Origin of the sequence: Ruegeria arenilitoris, assembly GCF_013031355.1 — a bacterium.
In the GTDB taxonomy this organism is placed as follows: Bacteria; Pseudomonadota; Alphaproteobacteria; order Rhodobacterales; family Rhodobacteraceae; genus Ruegeria; species Ruegeria arenilitoris_C.
This window is the reverse complement of the sequence record NZ_WPZO01000001.1, coordinates 514,495-536,182: the sequence shown is the minus strand read 5'-3', so window position 1 is coordinate 536,182 and position 21,688 is coordinate 514,495. Positions and strand designations below refer to the sequence as shown.

Here is a 21,688-nt window from a genome sequence, read left to right as displayed (position 1 = left end):
TGACGCTGAATTAACGGTAATTAACCGTCTTCATTTCACCGTCGATCACTTCGATCTCACGATAAGCACCGGCGCTTTCACCCGGGCCGATCAGTTCAACACCCGATGCACCGACATAGTCGATGTCCTGACCGGCGGCGAGCAGTTCCAGACCCTTGGCCAGTTCACCCGGATAGATTTTCTCACCCGGTTCGTTGGCGACGTCCATGATCTTGCTACCGTAGTCAGCCGGGTTGCTGGAGCCTGCGGCCTGCATGGCCAGCAGGAACAGCGCTGCGGCGTCATAGGATTCGGGAACAAAGATCGACGAGCCGTCAAAGCCTTCGCCCTCGGCCATCGCAAAGAACGAATCCGCGGCTTCGCTTTTCGAACCCGGCGCCTGACCGTAGGAGCCATTCAGATCCGGGCCGACGTTTTCGGGCAGCGAGTCACCGATCATGCCGCCCGGCAGGCCGAACGTGTCGAACGCGCCGCTGTCCAGCGAGGATTGGATGATGCCCAGACCACCTTGGTCCAGGTAACCGGCCACAACCAGAATGTCGCCGCCTGCCGATGCCAGCGCACCAACTTCGGCAGAATAGTCCGCCTTGCCGTCTTCGTGCGCGGCCACGATGGTAACTACACCACCCAGCGCCTCGAACGACGATTTGATCGCCTCGGACAGACCCTTGCCGTAGTCGTTGTTGGTATAGGTCAGAGCGATCGAGTTGACGCCACGCTCTTTCAGGATGTCGGCCATGATCTCACCTTCGCGCGCATCCGACGGCGAGGTGCGGAAGAACAGGCCGTTGTCTTCCATGACGGACAGGCCGGGCGAAGTGGCAGACGGCGAGATCATCACCATGCCATTCGGCACGGCGACGTTTTGCAGGATGGCGCCAGTCACGCCCGAACAGTCACCGCCGACGAGGCCGTTGATACCTTCGGCAACCAGACGCTCGGCGTTTGCAGTGGCCAACGCGTTGTCGGCACAGCCGGTGTCTGCACGTACGGGGGTTACGGTCGAGCCATCCAGCAGCTTGCCGGATTCTGAGACTTCTTTCATCGCAAGCTCGGCACCGGCGGCCATCGCAGGCGACAGCGATTCAATCGGGCCGGTGAAACCGAACATAATGCCCAGTTTGACGTCTTCGGCCATGGCGGTGCCGGCCAGCAGAGCGGTTGCTGCAGTTGCGGTAAGCAGCTTTTTCATGAGGTTACTCCCTGAAGTGGTCTTCAAACTGAGCACGACCCTAGGCAAGCTGTCCGGAAAAGAAAAGTCCTAACGCAGATGTGTCCTTGCCACCTATACGTCCTATAGTTTTGTTGGGTGTGTCTCGTGGCTTAGCGGTAGATGTTCCGCCGATGGAGAGTTCGATGTTAAGAGTTTTTGCGATTCTGGTGCTGTTGTTCAAGGCCGGTTGGGTCAGTGCCGATATCCTTCAGGCATCATCGGGCCCCGTACAGGTCAGTCCGATGATTGTGGGCCTGGATACACCGTGGGCGATAGGTATCCTGCCGGACGAAGGGTTTCTGGTCACCGAGCGCGAGGGTGAACTGCTTTATGTGAAGGGCGGAAAGGCAAAACGCGTCAAAGGTGTGCCGAAAGTGGCGGCAAACGGGCAGGGCGGGCTGTTGGATGTCACTATCGCGCGCGATTTTGCGCAAACCCGAGAGATTTTTCTAACCTTTTCAAAACAGCAATCTAGCAAGGCCGGAAATGCGGTGGCGGTCGCCCGTCTGTCCGAGAGCGGTGACCGGCTGACCAAAGTGCGGGTGATCTTTGAGGCGGTGCCCGGTGGCAGAACGGGCAAGCATTTTGGGTCACGCGTGGTTGAAGCCGATGACGGAACTCTGTTCGTCACGATCGGAGATCGCGGTGACCGGCCAGCCGCTCAGGACACGACCAATCACATGGGATCGGTGATCCGTATCAACCGCAATGGAACGGTGCCCGGAGACAATCCTTTCGTCGATAACGATGATGTGCGCCCCGAGATCTGGTCGTTTGGCCATCGCAACCCGCAGGGGGCGGGTCTGGATGCGCAAGGGCAGCTTTGGATATCGGAACACGGCGCTAGGGGCGGGGACGAGGTCAATCTGGTGCAGCCGGGGTTGAACTACGGCTGGCCTGTCATTTCCTATGGCGTTCACTATTCCGGTAAGAAAATCGGAGAAGGTACGGCAAAACCGGGCTTGGAGCAGCCCGAGTATTATTGGGACCCGTCAATGGCTCCATCCGGGCTGATGGTCTATTCCGGCAATCTGTGGCCCGAGTGGAAAGGCAATATCTTTGTCGGCTCGCTGAAATTCGACTATATCGCGAGGCTGGCGGGATCGCCGTTGCAAGAAGTCGAGCAGATCAAAGGCCTCGAGACCGAACGCGTGCGCGATATCGTCGAGGCCCCGGACGGATCGATCTGGTTCATTTCGGTCGGGCAGGGGGTAGTCTATCGAATGACGCCGGGCATTTAGGGGCGAGTCATATCGACAGCCGGTCGCCCTGTGCACCGCGTTCCCGATAGGGCGTGGTGTTGTAATGCGCCCGGTAGCATTTCGAGAAATGCGACGGGCTGGCAAAACCGCAAGCCAGCGCCACGTTGATCACGCTCATATCCGTCTGCATCAGCAGGTTGCGTGCCTTGTGCAGGCGCAGCTCCATGTAATAGCGCTTGGGTGAGCGGCTGAGGTAGCGGCGGAACAAGCGTTCCAGCTGCCGCGTGGACATACCGACATCCTTGGCCAGAATCGAAGGCGAGATCGGCTCTTCGATGTTCTTTTCCATCATCAGGATGACCTGGCTCAGCTTGGGGTGACGTACACCGATGCGAGTCGGTGTCGACAGGCGTTGGGTGTCCTGATCGGTGCGGATCGAGGAATAGATCATCTGATCCGCCACCGCATTGGCAAGGTCCTCGCCGTAGTCGTCGGCGATGAGCTTCAGCATCAGGTCGATGGACGATGTGCCCCCCGCCGTCGTCATCCTGTTCCCGTCGACGATAAAGACCGATTTGGTCAGTTCGACCTCATCGAATTCCTCAACAAAGCTGTCTGCGTTTTCCCAGTGGATCGTGGCGCGTTTGCCGTCCAGCAGCCCGGCCTTGGCCAGCGTATATGCCGCAGTGCACAGACCACCGATACGCAGGCCTCGGCGTGCCTCGCGGCGCACCCAGTTCAGCACTTTCTTGGTGGTTGCGGCCTGCACGTCCACGCCGCCGCAGATCAGAACAACATCGTCCCGCTGAAGTTCGATCAGATCTTCGTCCAGTGAAAAGTTGGTACCAGCCGAACAATTGACCGTTTCGCCGCCTTCGCCCATCAGGGTCCAAGTATACAGTGTTCTATCCGCCATACGGTTGGCAATTCGCAAACTGTCCAACGCGGAAGCGAACGACAGCAGCGAGAATTTGTCCAACAGGACAAATACGAAGTTGCGCGGGTTGGCCGCAGTGTCTTCCACCGTGACAACTTGGCGTTGCTCTTGCATGGCGAGGTGTCCTTGATTCGGCGCTTCGAGACGATACGTCCGGCGACAGATTTGACAGCCACCATGATCAAAGCTTGTTTCCCGCGTCAAGAGGCCCAAATCGGATATGGTCAGTCTTCAATGCATTTTGTATAGAGACGACCTGACTACTTCAGCGGAGATCAAAGCTATGACCGAATGGCAAAAAACGAACTGGCGCAACAAGCCCCGGGTTCAGATGCCAGACTATACCGACGAGGCCGCTTTGGCCAAGGTCGAGGCTCAGCTTTCACAGTATCCCCCGCTGGTCTTTGCCGGTGAGGCGCGGCGTCTCAAGCAACATCTGGGTGCCGCCGGTCGCGGCGAGGCCTTCCTGCTGCAGGGTGGGGATTGTGCTGAAAGCTTCGAACAATTCAGCGCGGATGCGATCCGTGACACCTTCAAGGTGATGCTGCAAATGGCAATGGTGCTGACCTATGGTGCCAAGGTGCCGGTGGTGAAAGTTGGCCGCATGGCGGGCCAGTTCGCCAAACCGCGCAGCGCGCCGACCGAGGTTGTGGACGGCGTAGAGCTGCCCAGTTACCGCGGTGACATCATCAACGAACTGGCCTTCACGCCCGAAGCACGCATCCCGAATCCCGGTAAGATGCTGCAGGCCTACACTCAGGCCGCCGCAACGTTGAACCTGCTGCGCGCGTTCTCGACCGGTGGTTTCGCGGACATGAGCATGGTGCATTCCTGGACGTTGGGCTTCACTGACGAGCAGGATGTCAGCAAGTACTCGGAAATCGCCGACCGTATTCAGGACACCATCGACTTCATGCACGCGGCCGGGATCACGGCGGACACCACGCATGAATTCTCGACCGTCGAGTTCTACACCAGCCACGAAAGCCTGCTGCTGGAATACGAAGAGGCGCTGACCCGTCTTGATTCGACCTCGGGTAACTGGTTGGCCGGTTCCGGCCACATGATCTGGATCGGTGACCGTACGCGTCAGCCTGACGGCGCGCATGTGGAGTTCTGCCGCGGCGTTCTTAACCCGATTGGTCTGAAATGTGGTCCGACGACCACCGCGGAAGATCTCAAGGTTCTGATGTCCAAACTGAACCCCGAGAACGAAGAAGGCCGTCTGACCCTGATCGCGCGTTTCGGCGCGGGCAAAGCCGGTGAGCACCTGCCGCGTCTGATTCAGGCTGTTAAGGAAGAAGGCGCCAAGGTGACTTGGGTCTGCGACCCGATGCACGGCAACACGATCAAATCGGCGACTGGTTATAAAACCCGTCCGTTCGATTCCGTGCTGCGCGAGGTGCGCGACTTCTTTGGTGTGCACCAGGCCGAGGGCACCATCCCCGGCGGCGTGCATTTCGAGATGACCGGTTTGGATGTCACCGAGTGCACCGGCGGCGTGCGGGCTGTGACCGAAGAGGACCTCTCGGATCGTTACCATACCGCCTGCGATCCGCGTTTGAACGCGTCGCAATCGTTGGAACTGGCCTTCCTTGTCGCCGAGGAACTAACCAATCTGCGCCGCAATGGCAGCAAACGCGCGGCCAGCTAAGGTTCAAATCTTTCAGGAAAAAGAAAGGCGGGCCATTCGGCCCGCCTTTATTGTTGGGATTAGTTGTCGCGTGACGAAACCAGTCGCAGATGTGATCCAGGGCGTTTGAACGCCTCCTGATCCTCGGCGAAACCAGCCAATTCGCGTTCCATCTGTTGCTGCGGCGCCTGAACGTCGGATACCGCCCGAATGCGGGTGTCCGGAATGGTGAAACGGCGCGGCGTTGCGCCGATTGCGCCGTCACAGACCATCACACCCAGCACACGGCTGACGTCGCCAAGATCGCTTTTCAGCGGCAACAGGATCATGCGGGCCTGCAATTGAGTGCGTCCCAGTCTACCGGCAGAGGTCAGGCTAAGTTCGGCAATTGCCGGCCGGGCAAAGACCTGTTCCAACGCGTCTGAGATCTGGCTCCGGGCGCTGGGTTCGAAAAACGCGGTCAGGGGCATTCCGCGCACTTCCATGCCCGCCAGTTTGTTCAGATGGCTGCCAGCCAAACGGAACCGGGCCAGCCCCGGCGCGATGCGCTCCAGGATGAAAGTGTATTCAAGAACGTTCTCAAGACCACGCGGATCGACCTGTGATCGCTTGGGCACGCTGTCACCAGTCAGAAGCGCAGTCCAATACGCTTCGACCTGTCGGATGGGCGAGAGGCTGCGCCCGCTGGCAAAACGATCCATAGCGACGATCTTTCCAAAACTTGACCCGGAACCGTTTCCGAAAAAGGTTTTCATTTCATCACCCTAGCGTCGATTGACCGTCATTTTCCTAAAATGCCAGTTACCGGGACCATTTGGCTCCGATCAGCCTTTAGCCTTGGTCAGGTTGACACGGGTTAAATCAATTTTGGAGTAATTCTTTAATGAATGGTTAACTTCTGGCGTTAGGCTCAAAGTGAGCAAACTCTTGCCCTGCACCTGCCGATGGCATTAGGTGCAGCAAGCGAGCAGACAGGGGCAGCTAAAATGATCAGATCCATGACCGGTTTCGCCTCGGGCAAAGGGGCTTTCGGACCCCATAGCTGGACGTGGGAGTTGCGCAGTGTGAACGGCAAGGGGCTGGACATGCGCCTGCGTGTGCCCGATTGGCTGACCGGGCTTGAAGCTGCATTGCGTTCGCAAATCTCAAAAGCGTTGAACCGGGGCAATGTCACGCTGTCGTTGAAGCTAAGCCGGGATGAAACTGCGCCCGATCTCGCCCTGAACGAAACCGCTATGGCCGCCGCGCTGACCGCATTGGCCCGCACGCAGGAAATGGCAGCCGCCAGCGGTGTCACGCTGGCGCCATCAACGGCGGCTGACCTGATCGCTATCAAGGGCATGTTGGACGCTGGTAGCGAAGTCGATGACCCCGCGCCGCTGGTCGAGCAACTGACCAAGGAGTTCGCTCCGCTTTTGGCGGCCTTTGTCGATATGCGCCAGACTGAAGGCAAGGCGCTGGCCGACATACTGGACGGGCAACTGACACAGGTGTCTCAACTCACCGAACAGGCGGCTGACCTTGCCGAGCAGCGCAAGGACAAAACCGCCGAGGCGTTGCGGGAAAATCTGGCGCGGGTGCTGGACAACGCGCAGGGCGCCGACCCGGACCGGGTGGCGCAGGAACTGGCGCTGATTGCCGTCAAATCGGATATCACCGAGGAAATCGACCGTCTTAAAGCCCATGTTGTCGCCGCGCGGGACTTGCTGTCTCAGGACGCGGCCGTCGGACGGAAACTGGACTTTCTGATGCAGGAGTTTAACCGCGAGGCCAACACGCTGTGTTCGAAAGCGCAAAGCGCCGATCTGACCTCGGTGGGGCTTGAGTTGAAGGCGGTAATAGACCAGATGCGCGAACAAGTGCAAAATGTTGAATGACTATGGGAACGACTGACATGGCAGATCGCCGCGGCCTACTTATTATCCTGTCTTCGCCTTCGGGCGCGGGGAAATCCACTCTGGCCCGTCGGCTGATGGCGTGGGACGAGGGGCTTGAGTTTTCGATCTCGGCCACAACCCGCGCACCCCGTCCGGGCGAAGAACACGGGCGCGAATATTACTTCCTGTCGGAAGACGAGTTCAAGCAGCAGGTTGCGGATGGGCAGATGCTGGAACACGCCCACGTGTTCGGAAACTTCTATGGCTCGCCTGCAGGTCCGGTTCGGGATTCCATCAATTCAGGGCGGGATGTGCTGTTCGACGTCGATTGGCAGGGCGAGGTTCAGATCCGCAACTCGGATCTGGGTAAGCACGCGCTGTCGATCTTCATCCTGCCGCCCTCGATCCCCGAACTGCGCCGTCGTCTCGAAACGCGCGGGCAGGACAGCGAAGATGTGATCGCCAAGCGGATGCTGAAAAGCTGGGATGAGATCAGCCACTGGGGCTACTACGACTATGTGTTGGTCAATGACGATCTGGATGCGACCGAGGACAAGCTGAAAACCATCGTCAGTGCCGAGCGGATGCGTCGTATCCAGCAGCCCAAACTGCAAAACCACGTGCGCACCTTGCAAAACGAATTCGAGGGGCTGTCATGACCATCTACGCTTTGGGGGAGCACATTCCGCAAATCCACGAGGACACTTGGGTCGCACCCGATGCCAACCTGATCGGCAAGGTAGTAATGGAGCAGGGCGCCTCGGTCTGGTTCGGTTGCACCATCCGCGCCGACCACGAAGAAATTCGTGTGGGCGAAGGCAGCAACGTGCAGGAAGACTGCATCATGCATATCGATGCCGGTTATCCTCTGACCATCGGCAAGAACTGCACCATTGGGCATAAGGTTATGCTGCATGGTTGCACGATCGGGGAAAATACGCTGATCGGGATGGGGGCCATCGTGCTGAACGGTGCGAAGATCGGCAAGAACTGCCTGATCGGGGCAGGGGCCTTGATCACCGAGGGAAAGGAAATTCCCGACAATTCTCTCGTCATGGGCGCGCCCGGCAAGGTCGTGCGGCAACTGGATGAGGCGGCGGCGCAAAAAATTACCCTCAGCGCGTTGCACTACCAGCAGAACATGCGCCGGTTCCGCGATGAGATGAAGCCCGTGGTCTAGTCTGGAAAGATCGAGATAATGTCAGACGACCTGCTCGCCGAATTCGTTTCGGCCATTCCAATGCCAGCCCTGATGGTCGATCAGACAGAGCGAATCATCGCAGCCAATACCGATGCAAAGACCCTGCTGGCGCAGAATATCGTCGGGCGGCATTTCGCGACGATCCTGCGGCAGCCACAGGTCATTGACGCGATTGAACAGGCCCTACTCACCAAAGGCCCGACCAAAACGCGCCACCTGTCCAATGATGGCGCGCAGGACACCACGTTCGAGGTTGAATGCCGCTATCTGAACGGTGTCGGTGCGGTGTCCGGTGGGGCGCTGCTGGCGATCTTTCAGGACGTCACGCATGTCGAACAGGCCAGCCAGATGCGCCGCGATTTCGTCGCCAATGTCAGCCACGAACTGCGCACACCACTGACCGCTTTGATGGGTTTCATCGAAACGCTGCGCGGACCTGCCCGCGATGATGCGGTTGCCCGTGACCGCTTTCTGCAGATCATGAACGATGAGGCCAACCGGATGAACCGGCTGGTGGGGGATCTGCTGTCCCTGAACCGCGTCGAAAGCGAAGAGCGTGTAAGGCCGAAAGAGCAGATTGAACTGACAGGCCTGTTGCAATCGACGTTGAACTCGCTGCGCCCTTTGGCCGAGGATGCAAAGGTGCAGCTGACCCTGACAGCGCCGGAAGGACCGGTTTCGCTGACGGGGGACAACGACCAATTGCGCCAAGTCTTCACAAACCTGATCGAGAACGGAATCAAATACGGCGGCAGTGGCGGCAGTGTCGAAATTCAGGTGCTTGCGTCTGAACGAGACTCAGCAATGCGGGGCCCGGCAGTTCGGGTTCAGGTGATCGACAAGGGTCCAGGTATCGACGCGGTGCATTTGCCGCGCCTGACCGAACGATTCTATCGCGCCGACAGTCACAGGTCCCGGCAATTGGGCGGGACCGGGCTGGGCCTTGCTATCGTAAAACACATCATCAACCGCCATCGCGGGCGGCTGCGGGTTGAAAGCGACTTGGGCAAAGGCACGACGTTCACCGTTATTTTGCCGCGGTGACCCGTTAATTTCTCAGCGATCAGAGCAGTTTCGTTTACCTATGTGACTGCTGCATGTCTGCAATGCGTCATGACGGTAAGAAATTCTGTCGACTGTCATAAAGCTGTTACAAACCTGTCACAAAAGGCTTACGCGCGGACCGTAGAGGTGCCAGCAAGATCATCATGGGGGTGATCACCAACTACATTCTCAAGGAGACTGAGATGTCCTTTGTAAAACTGTCGGCTTCGGCTCTTGCTATCGCTGCTGTTTCGGCCACTGCGGCCGCCGCTCGTGATCAGGTACAGGTTGCCGGTTCGTCGACCGTCCTGCCTTACGCTTCGATCGTTGCAGAAGCCTTCGGTGAAAACTTTGACTTCCCGACGCCGGTTGTTGAATCGGGTGGTTCCTCGGCGGGCCTGAAGCGTTTCTGTGAAGGTGTTGGCGAAAACACCATCGACGTTGCCAATGCTTCGCGCGCCATCCGTGAAAAAGAAATCAAAGCCTGTGCTGAAAACGGCGTAACCGACATCATCGAAGTTCAGATCGGTTATGATGGCATCGTTTTCGCATCCGACATCAACGGTAACTCGTTCGAGTTCACGCCGGAAGATTGGTACAAAGCCCTGTCCGCACAGGTTGTTGTTGACGGCCAGTTGGTCGCCAACCCGAACAAAACCTGGGCCGACGTGAACCCCGAGTTCCCGGCGCAGCCGATCGCAGCCTTCATCCCCGGCACCAAGCACGGCACCCGTGAAGTGTTCGAAGACAAAGTGATCCTGGCTGGCTGTGAGCACCTAGGCGACTTTGACGTCTATCTGGCCGCCGCAGAAGGCGACAGCGACAAAGCCAAGAAGAAAGCGGCTGAGAAAGCCTGTATCGCTCTGCGCACCGACGGCGTTTCGGTCGACATCGACGGCGACTACACCGAGACATTGGCGCGCATCGACAGCAACAAGGACGGCATCGGCGTCTTTGGTCTGGCGTTCTACGAGAACAACACAGACAAGCTGCAGGTTGCGACCATGTCCGGCATCGTGCCTTCGACCGAGTCGATCGCATCCGGCGAGTACCCGGTTTCGCGCCCGCTGTTCTTCTACGTGAAGAAAGCCCACATCGGCGTGATCCCCGGCCTGAAAGAATATGCCGAGTTCTTCGTCGCTGACGAGATCGCAGGCCCCGACGGCCCGCTGGCCGAGTACGGTCTGGTTTCCGATCCGGAACTGGCAAAGGTTCAGGAAGCTGTTGCCAACGAAACCGTTCTGGGCGGCGGTTCCTAATCACCCTTGTGAATGGAACCGGGGCGTTTTATGCGCGCCCCGGTTCTTTTTGACTCCATCTCTGCCATCCTCACGGAGTTATCATGGCGTTATCCTGGCTGTTGCTTATCCTGCTTGCGCTGGCAGTGATCGGATATTTCACGGGTCGGTCCCGTGCACTGGCAAGCGCGGGTGGTGACACACGCGAACTGCACTCTCTGCCGTCCTACTATGGCTACAATGTTGCCTTGTCGGCGCTTGTTCCGGCTTTGGGCGTACTGATTGTTTGGCTTCTGGTACAGCCGATGATCGTGAACAGCACGGTGTCCGGCCTCATCCCTGATACGGCGATTCCCGAAGGATCGGATCGCGGCCTGATCATGAGTGAAGTGCGCCGCGTTGCTAACGGCCTGAACGGCGCCGTGGCCACCGGAGCATTGACCGAGGCCCAGGCTCAGGACGCGAACGCGGATATTGACGCGCTGACGTCGGCTCTGAAAGACGCGGGTCAGGTTCTGACGCAGGACGTCACCCAGCCCATTCTGGTTGCGGCGCAGAAATACCGCAGCATGACCGGGACCGGGTCAGTGGCGATGCAAGTTATCGTGCTGGCGCTGGCTCTGATAGGCGCAGCATTTGCCTATGTGCGGACGCACAAGGAATTCCGCGCGCGCAACGTGGTCGAGCAGGGTGTTCTGGCCCTGCTGCTGCTGGCCGCGTCGATTGCGATTCTGACCACGGTTGGCATCGTGTTGTCGATGCTGTTCGAAACCATGAACTTCTTCCAGCTGCATTCGTGGAAGGACTTTTTCTTCGGCAGCACCTGGGCTCCGAACTTTCGCGGAGGCAGTGAGCTATCGATCCTGCCGCTGCTGTGGGGCACGCTCTATATCTCTCTGATCGCGCTGCTGGTGGCCGTGCCAATCGGCCTGTTCGCCGCGATTTACCTTTCGGAATATGCCTCGGGTGCGACCCGTGCGATTGCCAAGCCGCTGCTTGAGATCCTCGCGGGCATTCCGACCATCGTCTACGGTCTGTTTGCCCTGCTGACAGTTGGCCCGGCGCTGGTCTCTCTGTTCGGTGACGGAGGAGCTTTGGGACTGGGTTGGATGTCGAGTTCCAACGCGGTTCTGACGGCCGGTCTGGTCATGGGCATCATGCTGATCCCGTTCGTGTCGTCTCTGTCGGACGACATCATCAACGCCGTACCTCAGTCGATGCGTGATGGCTCTCTGGGGCTGGGCGCGACTAAATCCGAGACCGTGCGTCAGGTGATTCTGCCCGCCGCACTGCCGGGGATCGTGGGCGCCATCCTTCTGGCCGCGAGCCGTGCCATCGGTGAGACGATGATCGTGGTGATGGCCGCCGGTGCAATCGCCAAATTCTCGGGCAACCCATTCGAGGCGATGACCACTATCACCACCCGGATCGTCAGCCAGTTGACCGGCGACACCGACTTTGCCAGCCCCGAAACGCTGGTAGCCTTTGCGCTGGGTCTGACCTTGTTCATCATCACGCTGGGGCTGAACATCTTTGCCCTCTACATCGTACGCAAATACCGGGAGCAGTACGAATGACCGATATTTCCCAAAACTCTGGCGCTGCTCCTGCTGCGAAGCCGAAAGGCGGGTCGCTGTTCGAAAAGGATGCGCGCACCAAACGCCGGAATGCTGCGGAAGGCCGCTTCAAACTGTACGGCATCGCGGCGATCGGTATCGGTCTTCTGATGCTGGTTGTTCTGGTGACCAACATCGTCACCGCCGGTACGGGCGCGTTCCAACAGAGCTTTCTTGAGCTGAATGTCGAGCTGAAAGAAGACAAGCTGGACAAGAAGGGCAACCGCAATATCGAAGACATCAAGAAGGTATCGACCTTTGGTTATGCGCCTCTGATTGCGTCGGCTCTTGAGGCAGAGGTTGCAAAGCTGGGCATCCAGACGGACCTGTCGCCCAAGGACATGGGCAAGATCCTGTCCAAGGCCGCTCAGGCCGAGCTGCGGAACTATGTCATCTCGAACCCCGATGAGATCGGCAAAACCGTCAGCTTCCGCTTTTTGGTCAACAGCCGAGTCGATGGCTATATGAAAGGCCGCGTGACCCGCGAGTCCATTGCCAATGACAAGAGCATCTCGGTCGAACAGCTTGATTTCGTAGATCAACTGCGAGATGCGGGTATCCTGTACAAGGCCTTCAACCCCGACTTCATCTTCGGTTCCGACGCGTCCGACCAGCGGCCCGAAGCTGCCGGGATCGGCGTATCGATGTTGGGCTCGCTGTTCATGATGTTTGTCGTGCTGGCGCTGGCGCTGCCCATTGGCGTTGCGGCCTCAATCTATCTTGAGGAATTCGCGCCGCAGAACCGACTGACGGATATCATCGAGGTCAATATTTCGAACCTGGCCGCAGTTCCGTCCATCGTGTTTGGTATCTTGGGCCTGGCCGTGTTCATCAACTACATGCATCTGCCGACCTCGGCGCCGCTGGTGGGTGGTCTGGTACTGACGCTGATGACACTCCCAACGATCATCATCTCGACCCGCGCCTCGCTGAAAGCGGTACCGCCGTCGATCCGTGATGCGGCGCTTGGGGTAGGGGCCTCAAAAATGCAGGCGGTGTTCCACCATGTCCTGCCGCTGGCCGCGCCCGGCATCCTGACCGGCACCATCATTGGTCTGGCACAGGCGCTGGGGGAAACCGCACCGCTGCTGCTGATCGGGATGGTGGGCTTTATCGCCTCGAACCCGCCGGACGGCATAGTCGCTGGCTTCTTGTCACCGAACTCGGCCATGCCGGCGCAGATCTACGAATGGTCCAAACGCGCCGACCCGGCCTTTTACGAACGCGCATGGGGGGGCATCATCATCCTGTTGATCTTCCTTGTGACAATGAACACCATCGCGGTTATCCTACGCCGCCGCTTTGAACGCCGCTGGTAAGAGGGGCCTATGATGAACGACATGACACGAGTGGAGAGAACCGTGGACTCCAAAGACATCAAGATCGCCGCGAACAAGGTTCAGGTCTACTACGGTGACACCCATGCCATCAAAGACGTGGATGTTCAGATCGAAGACAAGACCGTGACTGCCTTCATCGGCCCGTCGGGCTGTGGCAAGTCCACGTTCCTGCGTTGTCTGAACCGGATGAACGACACCATCGACATCTGCCGGGTCGAGGGCGATATCCTGCTGGACGGCGAAGACATATATGACAAGCGCGTCGACCCGGTGCAGCTGCGCGCCAAGGTGGGCATGGTGTTCCAGAAACCGAACCCGTTCCCCAAATCGATCTATGACAACGTAGCATATGGTCCGCGCATCCACGGGCTTGCCAAGAACAAGGCAGAACTGGATGAAATTGTTGAGAAGTCCCTGCGTCGCGGTGCGATCTGGGATGAGGTCAAGGACCGTCTGGATGCCCCCGGCACCGGCCTGTCCGGTGGTCAGCAGCAGCGCCTGTGCATCGCGCGCGCCGTTGCGACCGAACCCGAAGTTCTGTTGATGGACGAGCCGTGCTCGGCCCTGGACCCGATTGCAACCGCTCAGGTCGAGGAACTGATCGACGAACTGCGCTCGCGTTATTCGGTGGTGATCGTGACCCACTCGATGCAACAGGCCGCGCGGGTCAGTCAGAAAACCGCGTTCTTCCACCTCGGCAACCTCGTCGAATTCGGCGAGACGGGTCAGATCTTCACCAACCCCGAAGATCCCCGCACCGAAAGCTACATCACCGGCCGGATCGGCTGAGCACAGGTATTCAGATATGACCGAACAACATATTGCATCTGCTTTCGACCGCGATCTCGAGGCGATTCAAGCCCATATCATGAAGATGGGCGGGCTGGTCGAAGCCGCTATTATGGGCGCAGCCCGTTCTTTGGAAACCCGCGATGAAGAGCTGGCCCAGCAGGTCCGTCAGGGTGACAAGGCCATCGACGCTTTGGAAGAGTTGATCGACGAAGAAACCGCGCGCCTGATTGCGTTGCGGGCGCCGACAGCCAGTGATCTGCGTTTGGTTTTGTCGGTGCTCAAAGTGTCCGGTAACCTCGAACGCATTGGTGACTATTCGAAGAACATCGCCAAGCGGACCACGGTTCTGGTCAATGCAGGTGAGATCAACGGTAGCGCCGCCGCTCTGCGCCGCATGGCGCGCGAGGTTGAACGGATGCTGCGCGATGCGCTGGACGCCTATATTCAACGCGATGCCGAACTGGCCACCGATGTCATCAATCGCGACGAGGAAGTGGACCAGATGTACAACGGCCTGTTCCGCGAGTTTCTGACCTTCATGGCCGAGGATCCGCGCAACATCTCGTCCTGTATGCACCTGCATTTCATCGCCAAGAACATCGAGCGTATGGGCGATCACGTGACCGCAATTGCTGAGCAGGTTGTCTATCTCGTGACCGGGGAACGCCCGACCGAGGCACGCCCGAAAGCTGATATAACCTCGCAATCCGCTTAGGAGTTTGACGAATGTCCGCTGATCAACCGACCGTACTGGTTGTCGAGGATGAACCGGCACAGCGTGAAGTGCTTGCCTATAACCTCGAAGCTGAAGGTTTCCGCGTGTCCAAGGCCGCCAGCGGCGACGAAGCCATGCTGTTGGTCGATGAGGAACACCCGGACATCATCGTGCTGGACTGGATGATGCCGAACCTCAGCGGCATCGAGGTCTGCCGCCGCCTAAAATCCCGCCCGGATACGCGGTCGATCCCGATCATCATGCTGTCGGCCCGCACCGAAGAGGTCGACAAGGTGCGTGGTCTGGAAACCGGCGCGGATGACTATGTGGTCAAGCCGTATTCGGTGGTTGAGCTGATGGCGCGGGTGCGTACCCAGCTGCGCCGCGTGCGTCCGGCAACCGTTGGTTTGCGGCTGGAATTTGACGACATCGTCTTGGATTCCGAGACACATAAGGTCAGCCGTGACAGCAAGCCTTTGAAACTGGGTCCAACCGAGTTCCGCCTGCTGAGCACTTTCATGGAAAAACCGGGCCGTGTCTGGAGCCGTGAGCAACTGCTGGACCGGGTCTGGGGCCGCGATATTTATGTCGATACGCGCACCGTCGATGTCCATATCGGCCGCCTGCGCAAGGCGCTGACGCAACATGGCGGTGAAGACCCGGTGCGCACGGTCCGTGGCGCCGGATACGCGCTGGGGTAAAACCCGGGGCAGGGGTATGAGTTTTGCTCATGGTCAGATGCAAAACTCTTACTGTCTTTTGGTCAGGGGCCGGGTTAGGTTGCGTCGAAGCTGACTAAGCGGAGAAGCACCATGAACGCCCCAAACACCAAGCCCGCATTGCGAGCCAAAGACGCGCCCGACATGGGCAAGTTTGCATGGGATGACCCGTTTCGTCTGTCCGATCAGTTGAACGAAGACGAACGCATGATCGCGGCCAGCGCGCAGGCTTACGCGCAGGAAAAGCTGCAGCCGCGCGTGACTGAGGCGTTCCAGAACGAAGAAACCGACCCCGAGATTTTCCGCGAGATGGGCGACATGGGCCTGTTAGGCACCACGATCCCCGAGGAATACGGCGGCCTTGGGGCTGGGTATGTCTCCTACGGTCTGGTCGCGCGTGAGGTCGAGCGTGTGGATTCAGGCTACCGCTCGATGATGTCGGTGCAAAGCTCGCTGGTGATGTATCCGATCTATGCCTATGGCAGCGAGGAACAGCGCCGGAAATACCTGCCAAAACTGGCCAGCGGTGAATGGATTGGCTGTTTCGGTCTGACCGAAGCGGATGCAGGCTCGGATCCGGCCGGCATGAAAACAAAGGCCGAGAAGATTGACGGTGGTTATCGTCTGACCGGTAGCAAAATGTGGATCTCGAACGCGCCGATTGCGGATGTGTTTGTGGTTTGGGCCAAGTCCGATGCTCATGAAGGGAAAATCCGCGGCTTTGTTCTGGATAAGGGCCTCAAAGGTCTGAGCGCACCGAAAATTCAGAACAAACTGAGCCTGCGCGCCTCGATCACCGGCGAGATTGTTCTGGACGGTGTTGAGGTCGACGAAAGCGCGCTGTTGCCGAATGTCCAAGGCCTCAAGGGTCCGTTCGGCTGCTTGAACCGCGCGCGGTATGGCATCAGCTGGGGTGTTATGGGGGCCGCCGAATCCTGTTGGCACGCCGCGCGTCAATACGGTCTGGATCGGAAACAGTTCAATCGACCGCTGGCGCAAACGCAGTTGTATCAGCGAAAGTTGGCGGACATGCAGACCGAGATCGCCTTGGCGCTGCAAGCGAGCCTGCGCGTTGGCCGCCTGATGGATCAGGCCGAAGCCGCGCCCGAAATGATCTCGATCGTCAAACGCAACAATTGCGGCAAGGCGCTGGATATCGCGCGGATGGCGCGTGACATGCACGGTGGCAACGGTATCTCGTTGGAATTCCAGGTCATTCGACACATGGTCAACCTCGAGACGGTGAACACCTATGAAGGCACGCATGATGTACACGCGCTGATCCTTGGGCGGGCACAGACTGGGCTACAGGCGTTCTATTGAGGATGTCGTGTAATTGGTATTATGGTAAAAAAATATTGATGCCAAATACCAGATTGCACAACAAATCAAACAAGTTACCGTACGAACCCGAACCAGCATTCGGGATTGAGACATGGAACTGAGCGGAAAAACTGTGGTTGTCACCGGAGCCGCTCAGGGTATCGGCAAAGGTCTGGCTGAACGGTTCGCCCGTGATGGTGCCAATGTCATTTGCGCGGATATTGACGAAGACGGTGTTCAGAGCGTGGCCAAGGACATTGGTGGTCACGCGCTGGTTTGCGATGTTTCGCGCGAAGTTGACATCAAAACGTTGATTGAGACCGTCGAGGATACGATTGGTCCGATTGATCTGTTCTGTGCGAACGCTGGTATTCTCACCCTTGGCGGCCCAGATGTTCCTGACGAGGATTGGGACCGGATCTGGAAGATCAATGTGATGTCCCATGTCTGGGCCGCGCGCCACTTGGTGCCGCGGATGATGGCGCGTGGCAGCGGCTACATCATGATCACGGCCTCGGCTGCAGGATTGTTGAACCAGCCCGGCGCCGCGCCGTATGGCGTGACGAAACACGCGGCCGTTGGTTTTGCCGAGTGGTTGTCTTTGACCTACGGACACAAAGGCCTGCGTGTGTCGGTTCTGTGTCCGCAAGCCGTTCGGTCAGAAATGACGCGTGGCCACGAGGTTTCGGTCGCGTCGATTGATGGCATGTTGGAACCTGAAGACGTGGCTCAGGCTTGTGTCGAGGCCATCCGTTCCGAGCAGTTTCTGGTGCTACCGCATCCTCAGGTTTTGGATTACATCCGCCACAAAGCCGGAGATTACGATCGTTGGCTTGGCGGTATGCGTAAGTTAAATCAGCAGTTTATCGAAGACAGCTAAGGCTTTTTGCGCGCTTTACGCATCAGGCCTTCCTGTGCGACCGAGGCGACCAGGGTGCCGTCCTGTGCGTAAATGGAGCCGCGGTTGAAGTTGCGTCCCTGCCCGCTCCATGGCGACTCCATCGCGTAAATATGCCAATTTTCAAAGTGAACCGGGGCGTGGAACCACAACGCGTGATCCAGACTGGCAAAATTGACCTCACTACTGAACAAACTCAGCCCATGCGGCCGCAATCCTGATGTCATCAGGTACATGTCTGACGCGTAAGCCAAAAGAAGATGCTGAGTTACCGGATCGGCTCCCGCGGCGGCGCCCATGCGGAACCAGATCTGATTGTGATCGTCAGACTTTTCGGGGCTAAAGGGATTCAGGTGGTTTACTTCACGCACCTGGATTGGACGTTCGCGCAACAGCTCTCCGCGCAGTTTTTCGGGTACCTGATCAACGTATCTCTGCCGCAACTCGGATCGTTCCGGGTAGTTTTCCGGGGCCTCGGTCTGCGGCATGGCGTGTTGGTGGCTCCACCCTTCGTCCTGAACGTGGAACGAGGCCGACATGTTGAGGATTTGTTTACCGTTCTGGATCGCGACCACGCGCCGTGTGGTCATTGAACCTCCATCTCGTGCTCTATCAACTTGATAAATAACAGGAATGGATGGGTCGCCTGCGCGAATGAAGTAAGCGTGCAGAGAATGGCACAACCGATCTTCGACCGTGCGGTAAGCGGCGGCCAGTGCCTGCGCAATAACCTGTCCGCCAAAGATTCGAGTCGGCGTCTCACCGCCGGAACCGGTGCCGCGAAACAGGTCGACCTCAAGCCTTTCGATGTTCAAAAGGTCCAGAAGGATGCTTTCTGCCTCGGTCATGCTAAGGTCTCCGGTTGGTCATCTTGGGCATGGGTATCAGCGCCGGAAAGGTCATTCAATCATTGCCCCGAGGACAAGTGCTTTAAGCTCTGCCCGTGATGGATAGGAACTGGATGGCGACAGCTGCGTGAAGAAGACGGTTGTCAGATCGTTCACCCGGTCGATCCAGAAAAAGGTCGAGGCCATGCCGCCCCAGCTGAAATCTCCAACCGAGCTTGGAACCCGGGTTCTGCCAGGATTCAGTACCACCGCGCCCCCAAGGCCAAAACCGGTGCCTTCCATGGGCTGTTCGGCAAAACTCTGCGGTCCCATAGAGGCAATATCGCCCGGTAAGTGATTGCGCAGCATGTAATCCACGGTTTTGGGTCCCAACAGACGGTGCCCGTTGCCCTGCCCCCGGTTCCGCAGCATTTCGGCAAAGCGGGAATAGTCGTCGATTGTGCCAACCAAGCCACCGCCGCCTGAAAACGTGCTGGTGTGTACAAACGGCGAATCTCCGGCTTGATCGACAAGCCGCAGGGTCTCACCGCCGGTTTCAGCCGAATTCAGCGCCATCGCGTCCCCGACCAGCGGTGTGTAGAGTGAGGCGAACCGATCCCCTGCCCTAGGTGATACCCGAAACCCGGTATCCTGCATCCCCAACGGCCCCAGTATTTCCTGCGCGAAGAACTGATCCAGCGTTTGGCCCGAGACCACCTCGATCACGCGGCCCAGAACATCTATGCCGACGGAATATTCCCAGCGGCAACCTGGCTGAAACGCCAGTGGAAGGGCGGCCAGATCGGTCACGCGATCCGCCAGAAGTCCTTGATTTGGCTTGAACATCAGGTCCTGTTCATCCATCGCCTTGGGCAGCACTCCGGGGTTGAACGGATAGCTGAAGCCGCTTGTGTGGGTCAGCAATTGATGCAGCGTCGGTGTCGGAGTATCCTCGGTCTGGTCTATTCGCTCTGCACCCGGGATCAAGGCGTGCATATTGCGAAATTCTGGTAGAAAATCCGACAGTTGTGCGTCCAGATGAAATAGCCCACGCTCGGCAAGCATCATCAGTGCGACAGTGGTCACGGGCTTGGTCATCGAATAGATGCGGGCGACCGTATCGCGCTGAAATGGTTGATCGTTTTCCACGCTCCTTTGCCCGCAGGCGTTGAAAAACACCTCGGTTCCTTTGTGCTTCACCAGCAAGGAACTGCCCGCATATTTCCGTTCATCGACATAGCGTTGCATCCAGTCAGTGATACGGCTCAGGCGCTTGGAGTCGAACGCTGTCATTTGTTGTTTGCCCTCTGTCTCATGGCCGCGATCTTGCGGTCTTACACGCTGAATTGACAGGGAATTCGTCCAGAATGATACGTTTGAGCCATTGGGCTGCTACACTGGGCAGGCAGCGGATTCGCTGGTTACGAGTTGGAGACATTTCACCACCCAACCTTTTTGGAGGAGAAATATGACGCAACATATTGAATTTGTGTACGACTTCTGTAGCCCGAATGCTTTTCTCGCCTACAAGGCCCTGCCCGCACTTGCCGACAAATACCGCGCCAAGGTGGGCCATGTGCCGGTTTTGCTGGCCGCGGTTTTCAAGGCCACGAATAACCAGAACCCGTTTCAGGCCTTCTCGGAAAATCGCCAGAAAACGGCATACCTGACCCATGATCTGCACCGGTTCGCACGCGCCCGGGGCTTGAGTTTTCACATGAGCCCGCACTTTCCGGTCAACACCAAATTTGCCATGCGCGGGGCGGTGTTCGCGTCGGGAAAACCCTGGGAAGACAAATACATTAACGCCATTTTTGACGCCATTTGGGTGCATGGTCAAAAGGTCGATGAGATCGGAGTTCTTACTGAGATTCTGCAGGAAAGCGACCTGCCGGTGCGCAAAATCCGCGATGCGATGACCAGCGTCGAGGCCAAGCAGCAGCTCAAGGAACAGACCAAGGCTGCCGTAAAGCGCGGCGTGTTTGGTGTTCCCAGCATGTTCGTGGGTCCTGAAATGTTCTTTGGCAAGAACAGTCTGGGAAATCTGGAACTGGAGCTTTCAAAGGGACCCTAAGCCTTTAGTGCGGCCAACCCGTGTTGCGCAAACATCGGGACATAGGAGCCAAGAACCAAGGCCCGCTTCGGGTCCGATGCGTTGCCGTCCTGCGCGCGTTTGTAGACACCCTGCAGAATTCCCGCCATTCGGAAGAAGTTGAATGCCAGATAGAAGCCGAAATTGTCGATGCCGGACAGACCGCGACGTTGGCAGTACTGTTCGATAAAGGCCTGATCCGAGGGCAGCCCTAGATCGTCGCGGTCAATGCCTGCCAGACCCCGGCCCTCGGTACCGGGCGGCATCCGCCACTGCATGATCACTGCCGCCAAGTCCGCGTAAGGGTGCCCGATGGTCGACAGCTCCCAATCCAGAACGCCGATACACCGGGTTCCCTGTTTCTCGAACATCAGGTTGTCGATACGATAGTCCCCATGCACCAGCGTCCTTTGGCCGTCATCCTCGGGCACTGCATGTTCAAGCGCTTCGATCAGCGCGTTCATCTCAGGGATGTCCGAGGTTTCCGAAGCGCGGTATTGCTTGATCCAGCGCGCAATCTGGCGTTCGAAGTAGTTTCCCGGCGGACCATAGTCGGACAGCCCGACCGCCTCGATATCGACCATGTGCAGCGCGGCCAGAACTCGGTTCATCTCAGTCAGAACGGCGGTGCGCGTTTCTTTGCTTTCACCTTTCATAGTGGGGTCCAGAAAGATGCGTCCGTCCAGATGCTCCATGACGTAAAAATCGGACCCGATGACGCTGTCATCCTGACATAGCAAATACATCCGCGGGACTGGCACCGAACTGTCAGCCAGAGCGGCCTGCACGCGGAATTCGCGATCCACTGCGTGGGCGGATTTCAACAATACCCCCGGAGGTTTGCGTCGCAAAACATACGCTTTCTCAGGGGTTTGCAGCAGAAAGGTCGGGTTGGACTGACCGACCGCAAACTTGGTAGCCTCCAGCGGACCTTTATACCCCGGAAGATGGGCGCTGAGATAGGCGTCGACGGCTGCGATGTCCAAGTGCGTGCTGCTCATTCTGATCCTCCGTGTCTCAG

Annotated in this window: 21 protein-coding genes; 15 read left to right on the top strand and 6 right to left on the bottom strand. The window is 58.1% G+C overall.

Annotation, left to right across the window (positions count from 1 at the left end; translation table 11 throughout):
• Positions 1–10: 10 nt before the first annotated feature.
• Positions 11–1,192 (bottom strand): ABC transporter substrate-binding protein, encoded by a 1,182-nt coding sequence (locus GOX63_RS02650; RefSeq protein WP_170324928.1) that lies wholly within the window; start codon positions 1,190–1,192, stop codon positions 11–13.
• Between the two features lie 164 nt (positions 1,193–1,356).
• Here GOX63_RS02650 and GOX63_RS02645 point away from each other — a divergent pair, with 164 nt between their 5' ends.
• Positions 1,357–2,454 carry a PQQ-dependent sugar dehydrogenase gene (locus tag GOX63_RS02645; protein WP_170324927.1) on the top strand — a complete coding sequence of 366 codons (1,098 nt, stop codon included), beginning with the start codon at positions 1,357–1,359 and terminating at the stop codon, positions 2,452–2,454.
• Positions 2,455–2,461: 7 nt separating this feature from the next.
• On the opposite strand, the gene GOX63_RS02640 is transcribed toward GOX63_RS02645, so the two are convergent.
• Positions 2,462–3,466: a GlxA family transcriptional regulator gene (locus tag GOX63_RS02640; RefSeq protein WP_170324926.1), complete on the bottom strand. Its 1,005-nt coding sequence runs from the start codon at positions 3,464–3,466 to the stop codon at positions 2,462–2,464.
• A gap of 169 nt (positions 3,467–3,635) precedes the next feature.
• Here GOX63_RS02640 and GOX63_RS02635 point away from each other — a divergent pair, with 169 nt between their 5' ends.
• Entirely contained in the window at positions 3,636–5,006 is a 1,371-nt protein-coding gene (locus GOX63_RS02635; RefSeq protein WP_170324925.1) for a class II 3-deoxy-7-phosphoheptulonate synthase, read from the top strand.
• A gap of 59 nt (positions 5,007–5,065) precedes the next feature.
• On the opposite strand, the gene GOX63_RS02630 is transcribed toward GOX63_RS02635, so the two are convergent.
• Positions 5,066–5,740 (bottom strand): PAS domain-containing protein, encoded by a 675-nt coding sequence (locus GOX63_RS02630; RefSeq protein WP_170324924.1) that lies wholly within the window; start codon positions 5,738–5,740, stop codon positions 5,066–5,068.
• 231 nt (positions 5,741–5,971) lie between these two features.
• Here GOX63_RS02630 and GOX63_RS02625 point away from each other — a divergent pair, with 231 nt between their 5' ends.
• From GOX63_RS02625 to GOX63_RS02570, 12 genes are all read left to right on the top strand, one after another.
• A complete protein-coding gene (locus GOX63_RS02625; RefSeq protein WP_170324923.1) occupies positions 5,972–6,862 on the top strand; it encodes a YicC/YloC family endoribonuclease in 891 nt (296 codons plus the stop codon).
• A 17-nt stretch (positions 6,863–6,879) separates the two neighbouring features.
• The gene (gene gmk, locus GOX63_RS02620) at positions 6,880–7,521 is read left to right on the top strand and encodes a guanylate kinase (RefSeq protein WP_170324922.1); all 642 of its coding nucleotides are present in this window, start codon (positions 6,880–6,882) and stop codon (positions 7,519–7,521) included.
• Positions 7,518–8,042, top strand: coding sequence for a gamma carbonic anhydrase family protein (locus tag GOX63_RS02615; protein WP_170324921.1), 525 nt, complete (start codon positions 7,518–7,520; stop codon positions 8,040–8,042). The genes gmk and GOX63_RS02615 overlap by 4 nt, the downstream gene beginning before the upstream one ends.
• 18 nt (positions 8,043–8,060) lie before the next feature.
• Positions 8,061–9,107: a sensor histidine kinase gene (locus GOX63_RS02610; RefSeq protein WP_170324920.1), complete on the top strand. Its 1,047-nt coding sequence runs from the start codon at positions 8,061–8,063 to the stop codon at positions 9,105–9,107.
• Positions 9,108–9,310: 203 nt separating this feature from the next.
• Entirely contained in the window at positions 9,311–10,366 is a 1,056-nt protein-coding gene (locus GOX63_RS02605) for a substrate-binding domain-containing protein (protein ID WP_170324919.1), read from the top strand.
• An 83-nt stretch (positions 10,367–10,449) separates the two neighbouring features.
• The gene (gene pstC, locus GOX63_RS02600; RefSeq protein WP_170324918.1) at positions 10,450–11,922 is read left to right on the top strand and encodes a phosphate ABC transporter permease subunit PstC; all 1,473 of its coding nucleotides are present in this window, start codon (positions 10,450–10,452) and stop codon (positions 11,920–11,922) included.
• Positions 11,919–13,280: a phosphate ABC transporter permease PstA gene (gene pstA, locus GOX63_RS02595; protein ID WP_170324917.1), complete on the top strand. Its 1,362-nt coding sequence runs from the start codon at positions 11,919–11,921 to the stop codon at positions 13,278–13,280. The genes pstC and pstA overlap by 4 nt, the downstream gene beginning before the upstream one ends.
• A gap of 12 nt (positions 13,281–13,292) precedes the next feature.
• Entirely contained in the window at positions 13,293–14,090 is a 798-nt protein-coding gene (gene pstB, locus GOX63_RS02590) for a phosphate ABC transporter ATP-binding protein PstB (protein ID WP_170324916.1), read from the top strand.
• Between the two features lie 16 nt (positions 14,091–14,106).
• Complete coding sequence (gene phoU, locus GOX63_RS02585; protein ID WP_170324915.1) at positions 14,107–14,808, top strand: phosphate signaling complex protein PhoU; 702 nt, start codon at positions 14,107–14,109, stop codon at positions 14,806–14,808.
• 11 nt (positions 14,809–14,819) lie between these two features.
• The gene (gene phoB / locus GOX63_RS02580) at positions 14,820–15,509 is read left to right on the top strand and encodes a phosphate regulon transcriptional regulator PhoB (RefSeq protein ID WP_170324914.1); all 690 of its coding nucleotides are present in this window, start codon (positions 14,820–14,822) and stop codon (positions 15,507–15,509) included.
• A 111-nt stretch (positions 15,510–15,620) separates the two neighbouring features.
• Positions 15,621–16,850, top strand: a complete 1,230-nt coding sequence (locus tag GOX63_RS02575; RefSeq protein WP_170544711.1) for an acyl-CoA dehydrogenase — start codon at positions 15,621–15,623, stop codon at positions 16,848–16,850.
• 112 nt (positions 16,851–16,962) lie between these two features.
• Complete coding sequence (locus GOX63_RS02570; RefSeq protein ID WP_170324912.1) at positions 16,963–17,730, top strand: SDR family oxidoreductase; 768 nt, start codon at positions 16,963–16,965, stop codon at positions 17,728–17,730.
• Here the strand turns inward: GOX63_RS02570 and GOX63_RS02565 are convergent.
• Positions 17,727–18,596, bottom strand: a complete 870-nt coding sequence (locus GOX63_RS02565; protein WP_170544709.1) for an acyl-CoA thioesterase — start codon at positions 18,594–18,596, stop codon at positions 17,727–17,729. The genes GOX63_RS02570 and GOX63_RS02565 overlap by 4 nt on opposite strands.
• 51 nt (positions 18,597–18,647) lie before the next feature.
• Entirely contained in the window at positions 18,648–19,868 is a 1,221-nt protein-coding gene (locus tag GOX63_RS02560; RefSeq protein ID WP_170544706.1) for a serine hydrolase domain-containing protein, read from the bottom strand.
• A gap of 175 nt (positions 19,869–20,043) precedes the next feature.
• Between GOX63_RS02560 and GOX63_RS02555 the strand changes: the two genes are divergently transcribed.
• Positions 20,044–20,649, top strand: coding sequence for a 2-hydroxychromene-2-carboxylate isomerase (locus GOX63_RS02555; RefSeq protein ID WP_170324909.1), 606 nt, complete (start codon positions 20,044–20,046; stop codon positions 20,647–20,649).
• On the opposite strand, the gene GOX63_RS02550 is transcribed toward GOX63_RS02555, so the two are convergent.
• Positions 20,646–21,668, bottom strand: a complete 1,023-nt coding sequence (locus GOX63_RS02550) for a phosphotransferase family protein (protein WP_170544703.1) — start codon at positions 21,666–21,668, stop codon at positions 20,646–20,648. The two genes, GOX63_RS02555 and GOX63_RS02550, sit on opposite strands and share 4 nt — an antisense overlap.
• Between the last annotated feature and the right edge of the window lie 20 nt (positions 21,669–21,688).

Coding starts and splice junctions, on each gene's coding strand:
- GOX63_RS02650 (WP_170324928.1), bottom strand. CDS start 1,192: ATGAAAAAGCTGCTTACCGCAACTGCAGCAACCGCTCTGCTGGCCGGC.
- GOX63_RS02645 (WP_170324927.1), top strand. CDS start 1,357: ATGTTAAGAGTTTTTGCGATTCTGGTGCTGTTGTTCAAGGCCGGTTGG.
- GOX63_RS02640 (WP_170324926.1), bottom strand. CDS start 3,466: ATGCAAGAGCAACGCCAAGTTGTCACGGTGGAAGACACTGCGGCCAAC.
- GOX63_RS02635 (WP_170324925.1), top strand. CDS start 3,636: ATGACCGAATGGCAAAAAACGAACTGGCGCAACAAGCCCCGGGTTCAG.
- GOX63_RS02630 (WP_170324924.1), bottom strand. CDS start 5,740: ATGAAAACCTTTTTCGGAAACGGTTCCGGGTCAAGTTTTGGAAAGATC.
- GOX63_RS02625 (WP_170324923.1), top strand. CDS start 5,972: ATGATCAGATCCATGACCGGTTTCGCCTCGGGCAAAGGGGCTTTCGGA.
- gmk (WP_170324922.1), top strand. CDS start 6,880: ATGGCAGATCGCCGCGGCCTACTTATTATCCTGTCTTCGCCTTCGGGC.
- GOX63_RS02615 (WP_170324921.1), top strand. CDS start 7,518: ATGACCATCTACGCTTTGGGGGAGCACATTCCGCAAATCCACGAGGAC.
- GOX63_RS02610 (WP_170324920.1), top strand. CDS start 8,061: ATGTCAGACGACCTGCTCGCCGAATTCGTTTCGGCCATTCCAATGCCA.
- GOX63_RS02605 (WP_170324919.1), top strand. CDS start 9,311: ATGTCCTTTGTAAAACTGTCGGCTTCGGCTCTTGCTATCGCTGCTGTT.
- pstC (WP_170324918.1), top strand. CDS start 10,450: ATGGCGTTATCCTGGCTGTTGCTTATCCTGCTTGCGCTGGCAGTGATC.
- pstA (WP_170324917.1), top strand. CDS start 11,919: ATGACCGATATTTCCCAAAACTCTGGCGCTGCTCCTGCTGCGAAGCCG.
- pstB (WP_170324916.1), top strand. CDS start 13,293: ATGAACGACATGACACGAGTGGAGAGAACCGTGGACTCCAAAGACATC.
- phoU (WP_170324915.1), top strand. CDS start 14,107: ATGACCGAACAACATATTGCATCTGCTTTCGACCGCGATCTCGAGGCG.
- phoB (WP_170324914.1), top strand. CDS start 14,820: ATGTCCGCTGATCAACCGACCGTACTGGTTGTCGAGGATGAACCGGCA.
- GOX63_RS02575 (WP_170544711.1), top strand. CDS start 15,621: ATGAACGCCCCAAACACCAAGCCCGCATTGCGAGCCAAAGACGCGCCC.
- GOX63_RS02570 (WP_170324912.1), top strand. CDS start 16,963: ATGGAACTGAGCGGAAAAACTGTGGTTGTCACCGGAGCCGCTCAGGGT.
- GOX63_RS02565 (WP_170544709.1), bottom strand. CDS start 18,596: ATGACCGAGGCAGAAAGCATCCTTCTGGACCTTTTGAACATCGAAAGG.
- GOX63_RS02560 (WP_170544706.1), bottom strand. CDS start 19,868: ATGACAGCGTTCGACTCCAAGCGCCTGAGCCGTATCACTGACTGGATG.
- GOX63_RS02555 (WP_170324909.1), top strand. CDS start 20,044: ATGACGCAACATATTGAATTTGTGTACGACTTCTGTAGCCCGAATGCT.
- GOX63_RS02550 (WP_170544703.1), bottom strand. CDS start 21,668: ATGAGCAGCACGCACTTGGACATCGCAGCCGTCGACGCCTATCTCAGC.